The following is an 18,654-nucleotide window of genomic DNA, read 5'->3' on the forward strand; positions in this document are numbered from 1 at the left end:
CGGCCAACTAGGCTTCGGCGGGTGAGTGCAGTCGATCTTTCAGAGTTCATCAAGGCCTACGACGTGCGTGGCCTGGTGCCCGAACAGCTCAGCGAACCCGTCGCACGGGCGATCGGCTCGGCTTTCGCCCAGGTGACGGTGTTGCCGGCCGGGGAGACGTCCGTGGTGGTCGGCCATGATATGCGACCGAGTTCACCGGCGCTGTCGCGCGCATTCGCCGACGGTGTGGCGCAGCACGGCGTCGATGTCACCCTCATCGGGTTGTGCTCCACCGACGGCCTCTACTACGCCTCCGGGGTGCTCGACGTCCCGGGCGCAATGTTCACCGCCAGCCACAATCCGGCGCAGTACAACGGCATCAAGCTCTGCCGCGCCGGTGCCCGGCCGGTCGGCCAGGACACCGGTCTGGCTGATATCCGCGACCTGGCGCAGTGGACGCTCGACCGTGGCGATCTGCACCAGCTCTCCGGCAGCGCCCGCACCGGCACGATCAGCGAACGCGACCTGTTGGACGACTACGCCCGATTCTTGCGCAACCTCGTCGACCTGCGAGGTGGGCGCCCGCTCAAGGTGGTCGTCGACACCGGTAACGGCATGGGCGGACACACCGTGCCGGCGGTGCTGGGTACGGGTGAACTCCCGTTGGAGATCGTCCCGCTCTACTTCGAACTCGACGGCACTTTCCCCAACCACGAGGCCAACCCGCTGGAGCCGGAAAACCTGCGCGACCTGCAGGCTGCGGTGCGCGAACACGATGCCGACCTCGGCCTGGCTTTCGACGGTGACGCCGACCGCTGCTTTGTGGTCGACGAGCACGGCGACCCGGTGAGTCCGTCGGCGGTGACTGCACTCGTGGCGACGCGGGAGATCGGCAAGGCGGTTGCCGAGGGCAAGAGCGCCTCCGATGTGGCGATCGTCTACAACGTCATCTCCTCGCGCGCGGTGCCGGAGATCGTCGAGGCGACGGGCGCCCGCACGGTGCGCACCCGCGTCGGACACTCCTTCATCAAGGCACAGATGGCCGAACACGAGGCAGTCTTCGGCGGCGAACACTCGGCCCACTACTACTTCCGCGATTTCTGGTACGCCGACACCGGCATGCTGGCCGCCATGCACGTGCTCGCGGCCCTGGGGGAGCAGCCCCTACCGCTCTCGGAGCTGATGGCGCAGTACGCGAGATACCCCGCCTCCGGCGAGATCAACTCCAAGGTCGACGACCAGAGCGCCGCCACCGAGCGGGTGCGTGACTGGGCTGCGCAGCAGGGTGAGGTAAGTGAGGACGAACTCGACGGATTGACGATCGCCCACGACGCCGAGCCGATGTGGTGGCTGAATGTGCGCGCCAGCAACACCGAACCACTGCTGCGACTGAACGTCGAAGCAGCCGACACTGAGACGATGGAACGGGTGCGCGACGGTGCGCTCGCGGCCATCCGCGCCTGACCAACGACAGGAGAACTGACATGACTGCACAGATCGACGGCTGGTTGCGCGAGATTCTTCGGTGCCCGGTATGCCACGGAGCACTGATCGATGGCGAATCACCTTCGGGATCAATCGAATTGCAGTGCGCTGCCGACTGCGAGGAGCCTGGTCAGCGCCGCGGGTATCGCGTCGATGACGGCATTCCGGTGATGCTGGCCGACGAGGCACGCGTCTTCACGGTCTGACCACCAAGCACAGCGAGGGGTAGTCATGCCGGAACTGCAGGAGTCCTGGGTCGACGACCCGAACGAGCTGGCTCGGCGCGACAGCCGCGACACGCTCCGGGCGCTGGCCACCGCAGGAGCGCAGATGCGGGAAGGTCTCACCTTTGCCGCCGAAGCGCCGTTGGAGCGACTGGGTGACGAACGTCCGCGCTCCATCCTCGTGGCAGCGGCGGGGAGCTCGCAGATCGTCGGTGACGTGCTGCGCGTCCTGGCCGAGTCCAGTTCCTCCGTGCCGGTGGCCGGGCGCACGAATGTGCCACTGCCCGGCTTCGTCGGGCCGCTCGACCTGGTGATCGCAGTGTCGCTCTCCGGTCGTGCTCCGGGGCCGCTCGCGATTGCGACAGAGGCTGCGCGGCGAGGCGCCGCTCTGCTCTCCGTGGGAGCAGACGACTCACCGCTCGCGGACGTGACGCGTCAAGCGCGTGGTGTGCACATCGGCATCGGCAGGGGTCGTGATTCGAGCCGCACGTCGGTGTGGTCGCTGTTGACGCCGGTGCTGGTCGCTGCCGGCCGGCTCGGTGTGGTCGACCTTCCGGAAGAGGCGCTGCAGGAAGCTTCCAGGGCGCTCGACACCAAGGCGGAGGAGTGTCGGCCGTCGTCGGAGTCCTTCGTCAACCCGGCCAAGCTTGCCGCCGCCACGCTCGCGCCGACGGTGCCCATGGCCTTGGGTGACGGGCCGTTGATGGGAGTCGCCGCAGCGCGGGCGTCCGCGGTGCTGGCGCGCACGGCTCGGGTGCCGGCGACCTACGGCGTGCTGCCCGATCACGCGTCCCAGGTGGTGGCCTGTTTCGACGGACCCTTCACCGCCGGTGGTGGTCAGGGCACGTCGTCGCCGCGCATCGACGACATCTTCGCCGACCCCTTCCTCGACGGCCCGGCACAGCCCCGGCTCGGGCTGCTCATGTTGCGTGACGCCCCGGCCGCTGAGCCCACACCGTCCTCAGCACTCGCTGACGCGGTGGCTGCCGAAGCCGACGAGGCTGGGTGCAAGGTGGTGGAATCGGTTGCGGCACAAGCCCATCCGTTGGCGCGCTTAGCTGGTCAGCTCGCGATGGTCGACTACATCGCCACCTATCTCGCCATCGGTACCGGCATCGACCCGTCGGTGTCACCGCACGTCGCCAACCTGCGCGATCGCACCCGGGGTCGCTGACGTGGTTGCCTGTACGAGTTCGACGAACCACTCGATGGGCGGCAATTCGCAGTCGTCCAGGTGAATGCTGCGTCGTCCCTTTCGAGCTCCGATCATTCGCAGGGTCAGCTCGGCGTAGTGCAGGGCTATCTCAGGCAGATCCAGCTGGCCCCCTGGCCTGAACCAGACGGCGACATCGGTCGACATTCCGAGGATCGCGAAACGGGTGACCGATGCTTCGGGGATGACGGCGTTGCCCTGCTCGACGGCGTCGGCGAGTTGGGCCGCCCAGATGGATTCGTACCGGTCGCGAAGTTCGAGGACGGGAGCAAGGCGTTCGTCGTCGAGCGACCGCAATTCGCTGTCGACCACCAACGTCTCCTCGCGTCGGGTGCCGTGAGCGAGCACGTGCATGAGGGTCAGCCCGCCGATGCGATCGAGGGGGCTCACACCCTCCTCACACACTGTCTCCGCATCGGCGATCAAGCGGGTGAGGCTTCGCAGCATCATCTCCACGAGCAGGTCGTCTTTGGTGCCCATGTAGTGGTAGAGCGTGGCGAGGGAGATGCCGGCTTCGGCGGCGATGTCACGAATGCCTGTTCCCTGGAATCCTTTTCGTGCAAAGAGGGTCAGCGCCGCGGAGTGGATGCGAGCCTCCGCCGCAGCGCGACCTGGACGATTGATCATGTCGTCAGCCTAGATTCGCACGTTCGTCCACCGCTGCCTGTTCGGGGATGTTCCCGGCGCGGGGACGGCAGTCGATCACGGCACCTGAGTCGGCCGACAGGCGTGACTTGGCCACCCTCTCCGAAGGAGTCATCGGGAGGGTGTCACGCACAGACCAGTATCTCGGCACCTTGAAACCCGCGAGCTCTACGCTGCACCACCGGTCGAGTTCCTCGACCAGTGCGTGCGGGTCGTGTGGCTGCGTCGGCATGACGAATGCCTGCACCTCTTCGCCGACCATCTCGTCCGGACGCCCGATGACGGCCGCCATCGAGACCAATGGATGGCGCTCCAACACCCGTTCCACCTCGCGTGCCGCGATGTTCTCCCCGGACCGTCGGATCATGTCCTTGAACCGGCCCACGTAGTAGAAGCGTCCTTCAGTGTCGGTGCGCACGTGGTCGCCCGAGAGCAGCCAGCCGTCCCGGAATTTCGCTGCGGTCGCTTCAGGATTGCGCCAGTAGCCGTCCATGAGCCCGACGCCTCGCACCGCGAGTTCGCCGCTGCTGCCCAGCGGTAGCACCTGCCCCTCGGGGTCAAGCAACACCACCTCACGCCCGCGGTGGGCTCGGCCCAGGCAGGCGGTGCCGACCGCGATGTCGTGGTCGTCTGGGCTGACGATGAGATCGGCTCCCGATTCGGTCATCCCGAAGGCTTCGAACCACGATGTGCCCCATCGTGATTCGAGGTCTGCATGCTGCTCGAAGGGAATGCCACTGGCGATGACCGCGCGTACGCTGTGACGGCGGTCATCGGGATGAGGAGGTTGGCCCAGCAGCGCCGCCGGCATGACGCCAAGACAGTAGAAGAGCGTCACTCGGTGCCGCCGCAGGTCGTCCCACATCCGGGAGGCACTGAACCTGTCGGCGAGCAGCAGGTGAGCACCGGCGAAGAGTGCGGTGACCACGTTCCACTGCGGATCGAGATAGCTGAACGCCTGCGCGGTGTACATCACGTCGTCCGGTTGTACGGCGGGGAAGGTCGTGGTCAGGGATCGGGCGATCTGGATCCAGTAGGTATGTGTCAGCATGCAGCCCTTGGGCAGACCCGTTGTGCCGGAGGTGAATTGGATGTTCACCAAGCGACCGGGAGTGGCGTCGACCGCAGCATGTTGGTCCTCGCAGACCTCAACCGGGAGTTGGTCCTGCGCGACCAGGAGCGCAGCGGACCCCAGCTCCGCGAGCAGTTCGGCGACGAAGCCGAGCTGGTCGGGTGTGGTGACGACGATCTCGGGTTCGGTGAGTTCGAGCAGATGGCGTGCATCGCTGCGTCCACTCTTGGAGTTGATCGGGACCAGCACGCGTCCCGAATGCGCGCAGGCCAACCACAGCAGTGGGAACTCCGGGATGTTCGGCAACATCGCGGCGACGCGTGCGTTGGGGGAGCTGTGGCCTGTCACCCAACCGGCGATGCGCCCACTCGTGTGATCCACCTGTTCGAAGGACCATCGGGAAGTGACCGTGCCGTCGACGCCGATGAACGACCACGCCGGCCGGTCACCGAAGCGCTCAGCGGCGGTGGACACCAACTCGGGGATGGTCTGCGGGTCATTCATCGTGGGACGGCCTGGGCCCCGGACTCGGTCGGATCGATCAGCAAGGACAACTCCACCTCTAGTTGGAGCGCTTCCTGCAGGTCGACGCCCATCCCGGCGTCGATGAGCCGTTTGGCAAGAGCCGTGGCCACCGGCGGCTGCTGGGCGATTGACTCGGCGAGCGCGAGCGCGTCCGGCAGGGCCGACCTGGGATCGGCGAGATGGCTCACCAACCCCCACTGGTGGGCCTGCTCGCCGCTGAAGCGTTCCCCGGTGAGCACCAGCCGCTTTGCTCGCTGCGGCCCGAGCACCGGACCGAGCAGTTGGGTCACCCCGTTGGTGACGGTCAAGCCGACCCCGACCTCGGGAAAGGCGAAGCGGGCATCGGATGCCGCGACCGCCAGGTCGCACGCCAGCGCCAGTTCACACCCGGCACCGACCGCCCAGCCTTCGACTGCTGCGATGACCGGCGCTCGCAGCTCCCGAACCAGCCGGGTGAGCTCTTGCAAGCGTTCGAGCCGTTCGCGGGTGTCGTTCAGGTCGCGGTCGGAGTTGGGCTCCTTCAGGTCGTGCCCGCTGCAGAATGCGCGCCCGCTGCCGGTCAGGACAACGGCGCGCACCGTGTCCTGCCCGGCGGCGGTCAGGGCATCGGTGAGATCACGGACGAGTTCATCGGTGACCGCATTGAGTCGTTCGGGCCGGTTGAGCGTGATGACGTGCACCCCGCCGTCCCGAGTCTCCTGCAGGACGGTGGTCATCCCTGCTCCATCTGGTGCAGGAATGACTTCCCGCGCTCCGACAGAGGTGCGTCGAGCACCTGCGAAGGAGGTCCCTGCTCGGCGATGCCGCCGTCAGCCATGAGCACGACCCGGTCGGCGACCGCGCGGGCGAACCGCATCTCGTGGGTGACAGCGATCATCGTCATGCCCTCGGAAGCCAGGTCGCGCATGACGGCGAGCACCTCCCCGACCAGTTCGGGGTCGAGCGCCGAGGTGGGCTCGTCGAACAACATCAGGTCGGGCTGCATCGCCAATGCTCGAGCGATCGCGACACGCTGCTGCTGGCCTCCGGACAGTCGTCCCGGATAGCGATCGGCATACTGCGCGAGTCCGACACGATCGAGCAGTTCGCGGGCCATCGGCTCAACCTCTGCCCTCGGACGCTTCGACACCTTGACGGGTGCGGTGCAGACGTTCTGCAGCACGGTCTTGTGCGGCCAGAGATTGAACTGCTGGAAGACCATCCCCACCCGTTGCCGGATGTGGTTGATCGACTTCTCGTCGTACTTCAGTTGCTCACCCTTGATGAACACCTCGCCACTGGTGATGCGTTCGAGGCCGTTGACGCAGCGCAGCAGTGTGCTCTTGCCAGCGCCCGACGGCCCGATCAGCACGACCACTTCACTCGGGTCGACGGTGAGGTCGACGTCCTGCAACACCGTGACATCGCCGAACTTCTTGACGATCTTGTCCATCCGCAAGATCGGCTGGGCGTCCGCCTGGCGCGTCTCGACGGGATTCTTCTGGATGTCCATGCCGCTCCTCAGATCTCGTATTTGCCGTAGCGGCGCTCGAGCACACGCAGCAGCGCGGTCAGGGCCAGGACGATCACGAGGTAGTACAACGCTGCGATCAGGTAGAACTGCAACGGCTCGTAGGTGGCTGCAGCCATCTTCTGCGCCTGCAGGAACAGCTCGGGCACGGTGATGAACGAGGCCACCGAGGTGTCCTTCAGGGCGATGATGAACTGGTTGCCCAACGCTGGCAGCATCGACCGAAACGCTTGTGGCGCAACGATGTCGCTCATCGCCAAACGTCGTGACATACCCAGGGATCGCGCAGCTTCGGTCTGTCCGGAAGGCACCGATTGAACGCCTGAGCGGAAGATTTCGGCCATGTACGCCGCGTTGTGCGCGGTGAGGCCGGCGACGGCCGCCCAGAACGCCGGGACGTCGACGATGGAGACCAAGCCGTAGTAGATGACGAAGAGTTGTGTGATCAGCGGCGTACCCCGGATGACACCGAGATAGGCCTGCGCGATGGCATTGGCGATCTTGTTGCTGCTCATGCGAAGAGCAGCGATGACCATGCCGAGGACGAGCGCCAGCACGACCGAGATCACCGTGAGTTGCAGGGTGATCAACAGGCCCTTGGACATCAACGGCCATGATTCGCGGAAGGCGTCGATCATGGTGTTTCCCCTTGGCGGGGGTGCAGTCGACAACTCATGACTTGCTGATGTCCTCGCCGAACCACTTCTGGCTGATCTTGGCGTACTCGCCGTCGCTCTTGATCTTCTTCAGGAACTCGTTCACCTTCTTGGTGAGGTCGCTGTTGTCCTTGCGGGAGGCGATGGCCGCGGGGTCGGGAGCCAGTACCGGGCCGACCGCTTCCACGGCGAGCTTGGTCTGCTTGATCTGGTAGAGGCCGACGAGCTTGGTGGTGATCACAGCGTCCACGCGGCCGTTGCCGAGTTCGACGAGCGCCTGGTTGTCGGAGTTGTAGGTCTTGACGTCCTTGACTCCGCTCTGCTTCTTGGCGAGCTCCTCGAAGGTGGTGCCGAGGGTGACGCCGACGGTGGCGTTCTTCAGATCAGCGGCCGACTTGATGGGGGAGCCCTTCTTCACGAAGAGCTGTGCGCCCGACTCGTAGTAGTTGTCGGTGAAGTCGACGGCCTTCTTGCGGGCTTCGGTGGCCGACATCGAGCCGATGATCAGGTCGTAGCGCTTGGCCGCGAGCCCGGCGACGAGGGAGTCGAAGGGGCCGGTCACCGGGTTCGGGGTGAGGTCGAGCCACTTGGCGAGCGCGTTGCCGATCTCGACGTCGAAGCCGGCGAGCTTGCCTGCGCTCTCGTAGAAGTTGAACGGGCGGTACTGGCCGCTCATGGCGAAGGTGAGCTTGCCTTCGGAGACCAGCTTGTATCCGTCCTTGCCGCCGCCCTCTTCGGTGCCGCAACCGGTCAGCAGGAGGCCGGTCGAACTCAAGCCTCCGATCAGGAGTGTGCGTCGCGAGAGTTCCATGATTCCTCCACTAGATCGATCGATCGATAGTTGGAAGTATGATCCAGATCACAGGGCCTGCGGTGGTTTGCGCGCGAAGGAGTTTCAGATGCGGATTGACCTCGTACTGCGCCACGCCGACCTCCTCGACCCAGTCGAGGGACGCCGTGACGATGTCGACATCCTGATCTGGCGAGGGCGCATTCTCGATGTGTTGCCGGGTGGCACCGGCCCTTCGGCCGACGTTGAAGTTGATCTGCGAGGGCGTTGTGTCACAGCGGGATTCATCGACGCGCACAACCACATGGCGTGGTACGGACTGTCGTTGGCCGAGATCGATCTGAGTGGTGCACGCAGCGTTTCGGAAGTGGCCGCATTGGTGTCAGGCCGGGCATCGCAGCTCGATGCCGAACAAGTCGTCATCGGTGCGGGGTACGACCACAACGACATCGGTGGTCACCCTGATCGGCACATCCTGGAGGAGGCCGTGCCCGGCCGTCAGGTGTGGCTGAAGCATCGTTCCGGCCACATGGGCGTGGCCAGTTCGGCCCTGCTGCAGCGGATCGGGGTCTTCGACGGGGTGGCCGCACCCGAAGGCGGCCGGATCGTCCTTGGCGAGGACGGCACTCCCACCGGTCTGCTCCAGGAGCAGGCGCAAAACTTGGTCTCCGCGCACTTGACGCCCGTGCCACTGGCCGTGTTGTCCGACGCGCTGGTCGCCGCAGGTGAGCGTTATGCGGCCGAGGGCCTCGTGCACGTCACCGAGTGCGGCATGGGTGCCGGCTGGCTCGGGCAGTCACCCGTCGAACTCGCCGCCTATCAGCGGGCTGGTCGGGCTCTACGGGTGCGCTGTCAGTTGATGCCCGCAGTTCACGCGCTCCACTCGCTCTCTGCCGATCCGTCGGACGACATGACTCTCGGTCTCGACCTCGGGATCGCTACCGGGTTCGGGGACGACCGCTTGCGGCTCGGCGCGGTCAAGATCTGGCTCGACGGATCCCTGATCGGACGCACCGCCGCAATGACGCAGGACTACTGCGGCTGTTCGGACAATCGCGGCTTCCTGCAGGACGACCCCGAGGTGATGCGCACCCAGATCAGTGCGGCACATGCCGCCGGGTGGAATGTCGCTGCGCACGCCATCGGCGATGCCGCGATGGACTTCGCGCTCGAAGTGTTCGAGCAGGCGCAAGCCGCCCACCCTCGTCCGCAGGCTCGACACCGCATCGAACACGCTGCGCTGACCAGCCCGGAGCAGGTCGCGCGAATGGCCGCGTTGGGTCTGAGTGCCGTCCCGCAGATGCGCTTCCTGTACGAGATGGGCGACGCGTTTCTTGAAACGCTCGGCGAGCACCGCATGCCCTGGCTCTACCGCCACCGAAGTCTGCTGGACGCTGGTTGCCGCGTTGTCGGCAGCAGCGACCGGCCCGTCTCCAACGGAGCCCCACTCCTTGGAATGGCCTCCATGGTCGAACGTCGCACCGCCTCGGGGCGCGTGCTCAGCCCCGACGAGCGGGTTGATGCCATGACTGCGCTGCGGGCGTACACGGTGCACGCTGCCTGGATGGCCGGCGAGGAAGCCGAATTGGGACGTGTAGCAACAGGACTCCGCGCCGACCTGGTGATCCTCGACCGTGACATCAGCAGGGCCGACGGCGAATTGCTCGCTCATACCAAGGTGCTCGCCACGCTGAGTGATGGTCTCGCCACGTACGACAGCTGCCTCGGTCTGCCGCAGTGGTGAAGGCGCGACGACGCATGAAGGCGCGACGACGCATGAAGGCGCGGCTGCCCGTGCAGTTGCCCGCGCGCGAAGGCCGCACGGTGTTCGTCTCGACCGAACGCTGAGGGCGGCCTCAGCTACGCCACAGTTCGTCGGCAGGTGAGCTCGCGCTCACTTATCGCTGAACAACCACGGGGTGATCCGATACGCGATCGCGGCGAGTTCCGGGCGCACCTTCTCTGCAACTCGGTCATCGACGCCGTTCCCTCCGAGCCCAACGCAAGGTGCAGGGCAGTGACGGTCGCGAAGACATTGCCGGGCCACGCAGGTTGCCGACCGCTCGGGGGCTTCGAGTCGTAGTCGTCCAAGGCCGAGTTCACAGTGTCGAGCCAGGTCGTCGATTCGCTGACATCGATTCCTCGTAGGACTTCGAGTACTGCGCGCGCGGACGCGTGCGGTTTCCTGGTCGACCCACGCTTAGTCGTGGACCAGTCGGTAGGCAATGGGTTGGAGGACCTCGCTGGGGGTCGCGGCGCCTACCTTCGCGCTCGAGCCCAGGAAATCGGCGCCGTGGGCGACGGCGTGCAGCCAGCCCAGTTCGTCGTCGTATCCGCGGGTGTCGCCTCGCGCACGTACCAATCGGCCACCGCATCGAAGGCCGCGCGATCACGATCGCCGGCTTCGGTGAGCCAGGCCAATACCAGTGGCGCGAAGGTGCGCGCCTGCACCTGGGCGGGACGCGATATTGACGACCGCACTTGACCGAATGACGGCGTGGTCATCCTTGAAGCGACCGGCCTCGATGCCCTCGGCCAACTCCTGGTACGCCCATCCGTCACGGACCTGGGGATCCGGTGAAGCCATGCCTTTGAGCAATTCGTCAAGAGAGTGACTCATGTGGCCCGATGGCATCTGCCGGACGAGTGGTCTGGGCGGATGTGGGCTGGCAGCTGACGCGGCTGCGGAGGGCGTGCACGGATGGATCAGGGCGGGCTAGGTGGTGGAGCCACGGTCGAGTGGTCTGGTCGAGGGCGAGCACACGTCCGGGCTTGTGGCAAGGGCGGGCGGACGCCCTGTGCATAAGTCTGCGTTTCGGTCGTCTTGTGGATACCCGCGGGTAGTCCAATTCCGCTGTGGGCGAACGAGATTCACGCATCTGAACCCTTCCACTTGATATCGAACATGTGTACGATCGGGGTATCGAACAGGGGACCGCTGGGGAGGGGGCGAGGCGCGCATGAGCATCGGTCATGTCGGGTCGCGTGATGACTCCTACCCGGGTGAAGCGGCTGAGTGCGCGGACGCGGTGCAATCGGTGGTGGGTGATGTGCGCCGGCTTGCTCAGATCTCGTCGAATCTGACTGATGTGGAGTTGACTGCTGCCGCGCGGGCGTTGGCGGTGGTGATGCAGCAGGCCGAAGCGGCTCTGGTGGCGGTGACCTCGGATGCGATCGAGCGGGGCGCGGTGTACCGGTCGACAGCGGCGGACGCGTGCCAGTGGGTGCAACGCCTGTCGACCGGTGAGCCCGTCGCCGCTCTGGTCGGTGCTGAAACAGCCTCTCTTGCAGGGCCTCCGGTGCCGGCTGCCACCGAAGCCGAGAGCGCCGGTGTCGAGGGCGATGATTCTCAGGGAGGCGGTCTGTCTGCGGGCGGGATGGAACCGGCGCATGCCTCGCGGGTGGCGAAGCTGGCGGACGCGTGCTTGGTGCCGGCGAACCGGGTACTGCGTGACGCAGTGACCACAGGGGCGGTGAACACCAGCGTCGCCAAGACCGCGTTGGATCACACGCCACGCGTGGCGGCCGTGCTGGATGGTGCGGAGCGTGATCAGATTTTCGGGTGGTACCTCTCGCTCGACCCGGGCGCCGGATCAAAGCAGGTGCGTGAACTGACCAAGCGGATCATCGCCGAGTACGGCGAAGACCAGCTCGATGCTGATGAGGACACGCAACAGCGGTACGAATCGTTGTCCTGGTCTGAACTCCCGGACGGGATGGTGCGGTTGATCGCGGATTTGTCGCAGGATCACGCGGAGCAGGTCAAGCACGCGATCGGGGCGTTGTCGGCACCCGCACCAGCGTCGGACTGTTGCGACGATGTGTTCCACCGTCATGACGTCGGGGCGAGGCCCACGGGTACGGCGGATGTGCGGGTGCCGGGCAAGCGCCGCGCGGACGCGTTACTGAAGCTGATCACCATGGGCGCTGCCGCGGTGGATGACGATGGACGGGTGCGGACGTTCGGATCGGCTCGGATTGTGGTCACGATCGATTTCGATGCGTTGGCGAAAGCAGTGGCTGGGCTCGGTGTTTCGCAGGGTGGGGTGGGTATCACCCCGGAGACGGTGCGACAACTCGCGTGTGATGCGGAGATCATCCCGATGGTCCTCGGCTCCACATCGCAACCTTTGGATGTGGGCCGGCGCAAACGCCTGGTCGACAAAGAGTTACGCCTGGCGGTGATGCAGCGTGATCGGCACTGCACCTTTGATGGGTGTGATCGTCCGCCGGTGATGTGCGAGGTGCACCATGTCGTGTCGTGGTGGGCCGGCGGGGTGACGAGTTTGTTGAATTCGGCGTTGCTGTGCGGCACGCATCACCGCATCGTGCACCGCGACGACCTCACGGCAACCGTTACCGGTGAGCGCGTGACCTGGCAACACGCCAAAGCCGCCAAGGTGGCGTGAGCGAGGGTGACGGGAGATCGAGGTTCACCGTGGTGCGCCTCAACCGTGCGGTGGCGGTCACCTCGCTGGGCTATGAGCTGGACAGGCTGACCTCTCAGCTGCACGAGCCGGAGGTGGATGCTCGCGCGAGCCCGTTTGAGCCGGGGCAGTCCGGGCTGACGGCCGGCGTGATGAGCCTGACGGTGCATCCGCTGACACGAGCGGCGGGAGCAGCAGCCCAGATGCCTCAGCAGCAAGCGAGTCAGCGCGCCTGGGCTCGGAGCCGGCGGAAACGTCCGGCCATTCGCACCACCAGTGCCACGACGACGGCGCCCAGCGCGAGCACCGCGAACGCGAACTGGTCCGGAGTGAACACGTACTTGTCGTTCCAGGCGACTGGTTGGTGAGCCTCGTCCGTCGCAGCGCGACCAAACGTGAAGTCGCTGACCACCTGCGTCGACGGCTTGTTGAAGCTCTGCTCGATCACCGTCAGGTAAGGCGCCTTCGCAACTGCGGTACGGAGCGGTGCTGTCACGTAGCCGGAGCGGGTGCGCATATCTGCTGCGAACCTGGTTTCTGCCGTAGTGGTGCGGGCGGAAGCGTCCGTGCGGCGCACTCGGTGATCACTGAGGACGTACGTCGTCACGGTCGGGCGAGTGGTTGCGGCACGTGAAAGCTGCATCGGGTAGACGAAGGTCTTGTCGGGATAACTCATAGTGACCGGCGGGATCGCACCGTCAAGTTCCTTGCCCTCGGCGGTCAGTTGCATCGCAACGAACGCCCAACCCCGAGCCACGTATTGATCGAGGATCTTCTGCACAGCGGGGCGTACGACATAGCCGCGAGCGGTGAGCCATTGCCGCAGCGATGCCGGATCACCGGCGCGAAGTGTGGTGGCGCGCAGGGGTCCGAGGTCGACGCTCGAGAGTTCCTGCACCCCACTCGATGCTTCGGTGCTGGTCTCCGCGGCGCCCGACCCCACCCCGCTGTCAGGGCGCCCGACGAGGTGCCAGCGGTCCTTCTTCGTCGGGCGTGTGGCGCGATCGAGGGCGAGGAAGGTGTCTTCGTGAGCGAGCGAAACCGTCGCCGGCGCAGGTGTGGGTACGACGAGGCCGGCGTCCTCGACCTTCGAGCGCACCAACAGACTCATCGTCACGTCCGTCCGGTCATTCGCGTGGACGACGAGAGCCTTCTCCGTCGGCACGGTGAGGGTCGATCCCTCACGAGCGAACATGCCACCGCAGGCACATGCGTCGGCAGACGGGAGTGCGACGAAACTCATCACTGCGGCCATCACGGCAGTCAGCAGCAACTGAATCCGGCGACCGGTCCATGCGTTCATCCTCGCCCCCGTAGGCTCGCAGTCGTGACCTCTGATGTGACCCACGACTCATCCGGCATGTCGTACGGCGACTACCTCGACCTCGACACTCTCCTGGACGCCCAGCACACCCGGGCGGTTCCGCCGCAGCACGACGAACTGCTGTTCATCATTCAGCACCAAACCAGTGAGCTCTGGTTCAAATTGGTCATTCACGAACTGCGGTCGGCCCGTGAGCTCATCGAGGCCGACGACCTGAGCCCGGCGTTGAAGCGGCTGGCTCGGGTGAAGCACATCCAGGCCACACTCAGCGAGCAGTGGACCGTCCTCGCCACGCTGACGCCGAGCGAGTACGCCCAGTTCCGGAGGTTCCTCGCAACCTCCAGTGGTTTCCAGTCGCTGCAGTACCGCATCGTCGAATTCATGCTCGGCAACAAGAACCCCGACATGGTGCGCGTCTTCGACGGCCGCCCTGAGGCCATCGCGCAACTCGAGGAGGAGTTGCACCGGCCGAGCCTGTACGACGTCTTTCTGCAATTGCTGGCCCGGCGCGGTCTGCCCGTGCCGCAAGAGCTGCTGGAGCGCGACTGGTCGCAGCCGTACCGCGGCAACGAGGCGCTGGTGGACGTTTTTGCCACGGTCTACTCCGACCCGGAGAAGTACTGGGACATCTACGAGGCCTGTGAAGAACTCGTCGACCTGGAGGACAACTTCCAGCTCTGGCGGTTCCGTCACCTGAAGACCGTCGAACGCATCATCGGCATGGGGCGAGGCACGGGCGGGAGTGCGGGCGTGCCGTTCCTCCGACGCGCGCTCGAGCTCACGTTCTTCCCCGAGCTGTACGCCGTCCGGGGCCGCATCGCCGAAGGGACAATCGGCTCATGAGTGACGCATTCGAGCAGCGAGCCATCGAACTCGACGCCGCCGACCCGCTACGCCAGTACCTGGACGAATTCGTGCCGGCGCGCGACAGGGCGCTGACCGCCTACCTCGACGGCAATTCGCTGGGACGTCCCACCAAGGCGGCCGCGGACGGTCTTGCGGAGTTGGTCTCCAACGGCTGGGGGAGCGACCTGATCCGCGGCTGGACCGACGGCGACAGCCCATGGATGCAGTGGCCGGAAACGGTCGGCGATCTCATCGGTCGAGCCTGCCTCGGAGCGGCCGACGGCCAAACGGTGGTTGCCGACTCGACGACCGTGATGCTCTACAAGCTGGCCCGGGCAGCCGTCGACGCGGCACCCGAGGGTCGTGCCGAGATCGTCCTCGACACCGACAACTTCCCGACCGATCGCTATGTGCTGGAGGGAATCTCGCGCGAACGCGGTTTCGAGCTGCGGTGGATCGATGCCGACCCCGACACCGGCGTCACGGTCGACCAGGTACGTGAGGTCGTGGGGGAGCGCACCGCCCTCGTCGTGCTCAGTCACGTCGCGTATCGCTCGGCGTGGCTGGCCGACATGCCGGCCATCACCCAGGTTGTCAAGGACGCCGGTGCGGTCATGCTCTGGGATCTGTGCCATTCAGCAGGCGTGGTGCCGATGCAACTCGACGAATGGGGCGTCGACCTCGCCGTCGGCTGCTCCTACAAGTACCTCAACGGAGGACCGGGTGCGCCCGCCTTCGGTTACGTCGCGCGTCACCAGCAGGGCAGGCTGCACCAGCCCGTCCAGGGCTGGATGGGTCGGGCCGAGCCCTTCGAGATGGCGCCTGGTTACCAGCCCGCACCGGGTATTCGGTCGTTCGTCAGTGGTACACCGCCGATCGTTGGCATGGTGCCGGTACGCGCCGGGGTGGAGATGGTCGAGCGCGCCGGTGTGGACGCCATTCGCACGAAGTCGGTGCGACTCACCGAGTTCGCCATCGAACTGCACGATGCCTGGCTGGCGCCACTCGACGTACGCCTCGCTACTCCCAGGGATCCTGAGCGCCGTGGTGGACACATCACGTTGTGTCGCAGCGATTTCCGGCAGGTGTACCGCAAGCTCTGGGCGGACGGCGTGATTCCCGACTTCCGCTCGCCGGACGGTATTCGCGTCGGCCTTGCGCCTCTCACGACGACCTACGCCGACGTCGTCACGAGTATGCGGATGATCCGCGACCAGATCAGCTGACACTGGCGCTGTGCTTCAGGCCCGATCGTCACATAGAAATGTCAAGCCAACCAAAAATGCAGTCTGTCAGGGCTCAGCGCAGCGGCACTTTCCACAAGACCTGGGTTCCGCCGCTCCCAGGCGAACTCGCCGAGGCTGCACCGCCGTGTCTCTGAGCGCGCTCGCTGATGTTGAGAAGGCCGCTCCGGCGGGTCGCCTCACCGAGCCCGATGCCGTCGTCCTGCACGACAATTCGTAGCTCGTCTGTGTCGATGTCGATCCGGGCCGAGGACGAGCTGGCTCCGGAATGTCGGGCCACATTCGCGAAGCATTCACGCAGTACGACGAGCACCTCGGTGGCGAGTTCGTCCGACACTTGGCTCAGCTCACCGTGCAGATCGATCTGTGGAGTGTGGCCCATCGCGGCGCTGCTGTCGTGGGCCAGTTGGCTGATCTGAGCCGGAAGCGTGAGTGCAACCGGCCCGGTCTGGAGTTCGAAGATCGTGCGGCGGATCTGCTTGATCGTCTCGTCCAGGTCGTCAACCACACGGTCGAACCGGGGCCGGGCCGCCAGCGGCAGTGAGCTGAGCGTGGCCTGCACCGTGAGGCCGGTGGCGAACAGGCGCTGGATCACCTGGTCGTGCAGATCGCGGGCGATCCGATCGCGATCTTCCAGCACCGCCAATTGCTCCTGTTCGGTGCGTCGCAGCCGCAGCAACCACGCACCGGCCACCCGCTCGGCCAGCGACCGTCCCTGATCGACGATCGGGTCGCGCACGGTGTCCTTGCCCTGTCGCCAGCCCAACTGAACGGTGCACAACCGCTCGCCACCGGCGTCGATCACCAGGAGCAGGCCGGTGTCGCGCGCCGGGTTGAGGCCCGCCGCGATCAATTCGGCATCGGTCATCAAACGCACCTGGTCGTCGCCCGAAGTGCCGTCGACAAAGACCGTGTGGTCGGCGGCTACCCGCTCACCGACAAGCGAGGCGATCTGCTGCCACAAGTCCGGCGTCCAGCCCTCGGAGTTGATGAGCGCCACGGCATCGACGCCCGCCTGTAGCCAGCGCTGCCGGGCCTCGGCTGCGGCGAACAACTGGGCGTTGTCGATCGCGATGGCTGCTGCGGCGGCCAACGACTGGGTGATGGCCAGGTCTTGGTCGGAGAACTCGTCGGCGTCGAGTTTCTCGGTGAGGTAGAGGTTGCCGAAGACCTTGCCCCGCCCCTGGATCGGGACGCCGAGGAAGCTCTCCATGTGCTGATGCGCGGCGGGAAGGCCCACCGACGAGGGGTGATTCGACATCTTCGCCATGCGGATCGGCCTGGGGTCATCGACGAGGAGCCGCAGGATGCCGCGCCCGTGCGGAGTCTCCCGGATCGGACACACCGAAGCGTCCACCCCATGGAAGATCAGTCCGTGCAGTTCACCCGCGGTGTCGACGACGCCGAGGGCGCCGAAGCGTGCTCCGACCAGCTCGCAGGCGGTGTGGACGATGTTGTCCAGCACCGCTTCGAGTTCGAGCTCACCGGTGACCTGCGCGACGGCCTGCAGGACGCGGCTGATCGGATCGGCGGTGGGCAGAAACCTTTCGGGCATGGGGACGAGCCTACGAAGCCACCCGCGGTCCGCGCACTCGGCTACCGCGCACCGGAGGGCCGAGACTGAGCTCGGTGCGGGTGGCGAGGGTGGGGGAGAGGCTCACCACGGATTCGCGCTCGGGCGCCAGGAATCCGGTGACCACCACGCTCGACCCGGCTCCCTCGGAACTGACGTCGTCAACCTGGAAGGCCACGACGTCACCGGCGTGCGCCGCGCGGGCCAGGCTCGGATCGTTGCTGTGCAGCAACAGACGGCCGTCGTCCACTTCGCAGCGGACGACGAGCACCACCGGCAGAGCGCCGCAGGAGAGCGCGACTCGACCGATGCCGACGGTGGCCAGCAAACGCCAACTCGGCTCAGTCAGAACCGGATCGGGGGCCATGCCATGAAGTCTGGTGCGAGTGCGCACGGACATCCAGGGACCAAGGTCCCTCGGGCAGGGGTGGCACAATGCATTGCCGTGACCACCTCAGCCACCTCGCCGGTGCGGATCTACCTCGTCGACGATCACGAGATCGTGCGACGCGGACTCGCCGAGGTGCTCACCCAGGACGGCCGCTGCGAGGTCATCGGTGACTCGGGATCGGCGATTGAGGCGACCGCCCGCATCCCCGCGCTGCGACCCGATGTCGCGGTGCTCGACGGGCGGCTCGGCGACGGGTCGGGCATGGACGTCTGCCGTGATGTGCGTTCGATCGACCCCAGCATCCACTGCGTGATCCTCACCTCCTACGACAACGACGACGCGATGTTGCAGGCGATCATGGCCGGCGCGCAGGCGTACGTGCTCAAACAGATTCGCGGCACCGACCTGGTCGACGTGGTCGTGCGCGTTGCTGCCGGTGAGAACCTGCTGGACGAGGATGCAGCCAGCGAGGTGCGCAGCCGCATCGCCTCGACCGACATCTGCCACCACCCGGCGCTTGCAGAGCTCACCGAGCAGGAACGCAAGGTGCTGCTGCACGTCGCCGACGGCATGACCAACCGGCAGATCGCTGCCGAACTCTTCCTGGCCGAGAAGACAGTGAAGAACTACCTCACCAGCATCCTGGCCAAACTCGGCCTCGGTAGTCGCACGCAGGCTGCGGTGCTGGTCGAGCGGTTGCGCGCACATCCCTGAGCCGGTCGTCGTGCCTCAGGCGGGGCCGAGCGATCG

The 18,654-nt window shown here is 66.0% G+C and carries 18 protein-coding genes; 8 read left to right on the forward strand and 10 right to left on the reverse strand.

What is annotated here, in order from left to right:
- Positions 1-21: 21 nt before the first annotated feature.
- From J5M86_RS04360 to J5M86_RS04370, 3 genes are read left to right on the forward strand one after another with little or no spacing between them, the layout of a single operon-like run.
- Positions 22-1,443, forward strand: a complete 1,422-nt coding sequence (locus tag J5M86_RS04360) for a phosphomannomutase/phosphoglucomutase (RefSeq protein WP_244328479.1) — start codon at positions 22-24, stop codon at positions 1,441-1,443.
- 20 nt (positions 1,444-1,463) lie between these two features.
- Positions 1,464-1,670 (forward strand): Trm112 family protein, encoded by a 207-nt coding sequence (locus tag J5M86_RS04365; protein ID WP_188061458.1) that lies wholly within the window; start codon positions 1,464-1,466, stop codon positions 1,668-1,670.
- Between the two features lie 25 nt (positions 1,671-1,695).
- Positions 1,696-2,862, forward strand: a complete 1,167-nt coding sequence (locus tag J5M86_RS04370) for an SIS domain-containing protein (protein ID WP_188061457.1) — start codon at positions 1,696-1,698, stop codon at positions 2,860-2,862.
- Here J5M86_RS04370 and J5M86_RS04375 read toward each other — a convergent pair.
- Genes J5M86_RS04375 through J5M86_RS04400 form a run of 6 tightly spaced genes read right to left on the reverse strand, consistent with a single transcriptional unit; the run spans position 2,818 to position 8,120 of the window.
- Complete coding sequence (locus J5M86_RS04375) at positions 2,818-3,528, reverse strand: TetR/AcrR family transcriptional regulator (protein ID WP_188061456.1); 711 nt, start codon at positions 3,526-3,528, stop codon at positions 2,818-2,820. The two genes, J5M86_RS04370 and J5M86_RS04375, sit on opposite strands and share 45 nt — an antisense overlap.
- A 4-nt stretch (positions 3,529-3,532) precedes the next feature.
- Positions 3,533-5,122 carry an AMP-binding protein gene (locus J5M86_RS04380; RefSeq protein ID WP_188061455.1) on the reverse strand — a complete coding sequence of 530 codons (1,590 nt, stop codon included), beginning with the start codon at positions 5,120-5,122 and terminating at the stop codon, positions 3,533-3,535.
- Positions 5,119-5,859, reverse strand: a complete 741-nt coding sequence (locus J5M86_RS04385; RefSeq protein ID WP_188061454.1) for an enoyl-CoA hydratase/isomerase family protein — start codon at positions 5,857-5,859, stop codon at positions 5,119-5,121. The genes J5M86_RS04380 and J5M86_RS04385 overlap by 4 nt, the downstream gene beginning before the upstream one ends.
- Complete coding sequence (locus J5M86_RS04390; protein ID WP_223158660.1) at positions 5,856-6,635, reverse strand: amino acid ABC transporter ATP-binding protein; 780 nt, start codon at positions 6,633-6,635, stop codon at positions 5,856-5,858. The genes J5M86_RS04385 and J5M86_RS04390 overlap by 4 nt, the downstream gene beginning before the upstream one ends.
- Positions 6,636-6,643: 8 nt before the next feature.
- Positions 6,644-7,291: an amino acid ABC transporter permease gene (locus J5M86_RS04395; RefSeq protein ID WP_188061453.1), complete on the reverse strand. Its 648-nt coding sequence runs from the start codon at positions 7,289-7,291 to the stop codon at positions 6,644-6,646.
- A 34-nt stretch (positions 7,292-7,325) separates the two neighbouring features.
- Positions 7,326-8,120: a transporter substrate-binding domain-containing protein gene (locus J5M86_RS04400; protein WP_208965101.1), complete on the reverse strand. Its 795-nt coding sequence runs from the start codon at positions 8,118-8,120 to the stop codon at positions 7,326-7,328.
- Positions 8,121-8,208: 88 nt separating this feature from the next.
- On the opposite strand from J5M86_RS04400, the gene J5M86_RS04405 reads away from it, so the two are divergent.
- Positions 8,209-9,843 (forward strand): amidohydrolase, encoded by a 1,635-nt coding sequence (locus J5M86_RS04405; protein WP_188061452.1) that lies wholly within the window; start codon positions 8,209-8,211, stop codon positions 9,841-9,843.
- Between the two features lie 456 nt (positions 9,844-10,299).
- On the opposite strand, the gene J5M86_RS15730 is transcribed toward J5M86_RS04405, so the two are convergent.
- Positions 10,300-10,461, reverse strand: coding sequence for a DUF2785 domain-containing protein (locus tag J5M86_RS15730; RefSeq protein WP_188061451.1), 162 nt, complete (start codon positions 10,459-10,461; stop codon positions 10,300-10,302).
- Between the two features lie 1,156 nt (positions 10,462-11,617).
- Here J5M86_RS15730 and J5M86_RS04415 point away from each other — a divergent pair.
- Positions 11,618-12,508, forward strand: a complete 891-nt coding sequence (locus J5M86_RS04415) for an HNH endonuclease signature motif containing protein (RefSeq protein WP_244328480.1) — start codon at positions 11,618-11,620, stop codon at positions 12,506-12,508.
- A gap of 241 nt (positions 12,509-12,749) precedes the next feature.
- On the opposite strand, the gene J5M86_RS04420 is transcribed toward J5M86_RS04415, so the two are convergent.
- Complete coding sequence (locus J5M86_RS04420) at positions 12,750-13,829, reverse strand: DUF2330 domain-containing protein (protein ID WP_188060019.1); 1,080 nt, start codon at positions 13,827-13,829, stop codon at positions 12,750-12,752.
- A 24-nt stretch (positions 13,830-13,853) separates the two neighbouring features.
- Here J5M86_RS04420 and kynA point away from each other — a divergent pair, with 24 nt between their 5' ends.
- On the forward strand, positions 13,854-14,693 hold the full coding sequence (gene kynA / locus J5M86_RS04425) for a tryptophan 2,3-dioxygenase (protein ID WP_256433508.1): 840 nt from the start codon (positions 13,854-13,856) through the stop codon (positions 14,691-14,693).
- On the forward strand, positions 14,690-15,922 hold the full coding sequence (gene kynU / locus J5M86_RS04430; RefSeq protein ID WP_188060020.1) for a kynureninase: 1,233 nt from the start codon (positions 14,690-14,692) through the stop codon (positions 15,920-15,922). The genes kynA and kynU overlap by 4 nt, the downstream gene beginning before the upstream one ends.
- A gap of 73 nt (positions 15,923-15,995) precedes the next feature.
- On the opposite strand, the gene J5M86_RS04435 is transcribed toward kynU, so the two are convergent.
- Both J5M86_RS04435 and J5M86_RS04440 read right to left on the reverse strand, forming a co-directional pair.
- Complete coding sequence (locus J5M86_RS04435) at positions 15,996-17,495, reverse strand: GAF domain-containing sensor histidine kinase (protein WP_188060021.1); 1,500 nt, start codon at positions 17,493-17,495, stop codon at positions 15,996-15,998.
- Positions 17,496-17,505: 10 nt separating this feature from the next.
- Entirely contained in the window at positions 17,506-17,880 is a 375-nt protein-coding gene (locus J5M86_RS04440) for a pyridoxamine 5'-phosphate oxidase family protein (protein WP_188060022.1), read from the reverse strand.
- 78 nt (positions 17,881-17,958) lie between these two features.
- On the opposite strand from J5M86_RS04440, the gene J5M86_RS04445 reads away from it, so the two are divergent.
- Positions 17,959-18,618, forward strand: a complete 660-nt coding sequence (locus J5M86_RS04445) for a response regulator transcription factor (protein WP_244328481.1) — start codon at positions 17,959-17,961, stop codon at positions 18,616-18,618.
- The last annotated feature ends 36 nt before the right edge of the window (positions 18,619-18,654 follow it).

The sequence above is a fragment of the Yimella sp. cx-51 genome (assembly GCF_017654605.1).
Classification (GTDB): Bacteria; Actinomycetota; Actinomycetes; order Actinomycetales; family Dermatophilaceae; genus Yimella.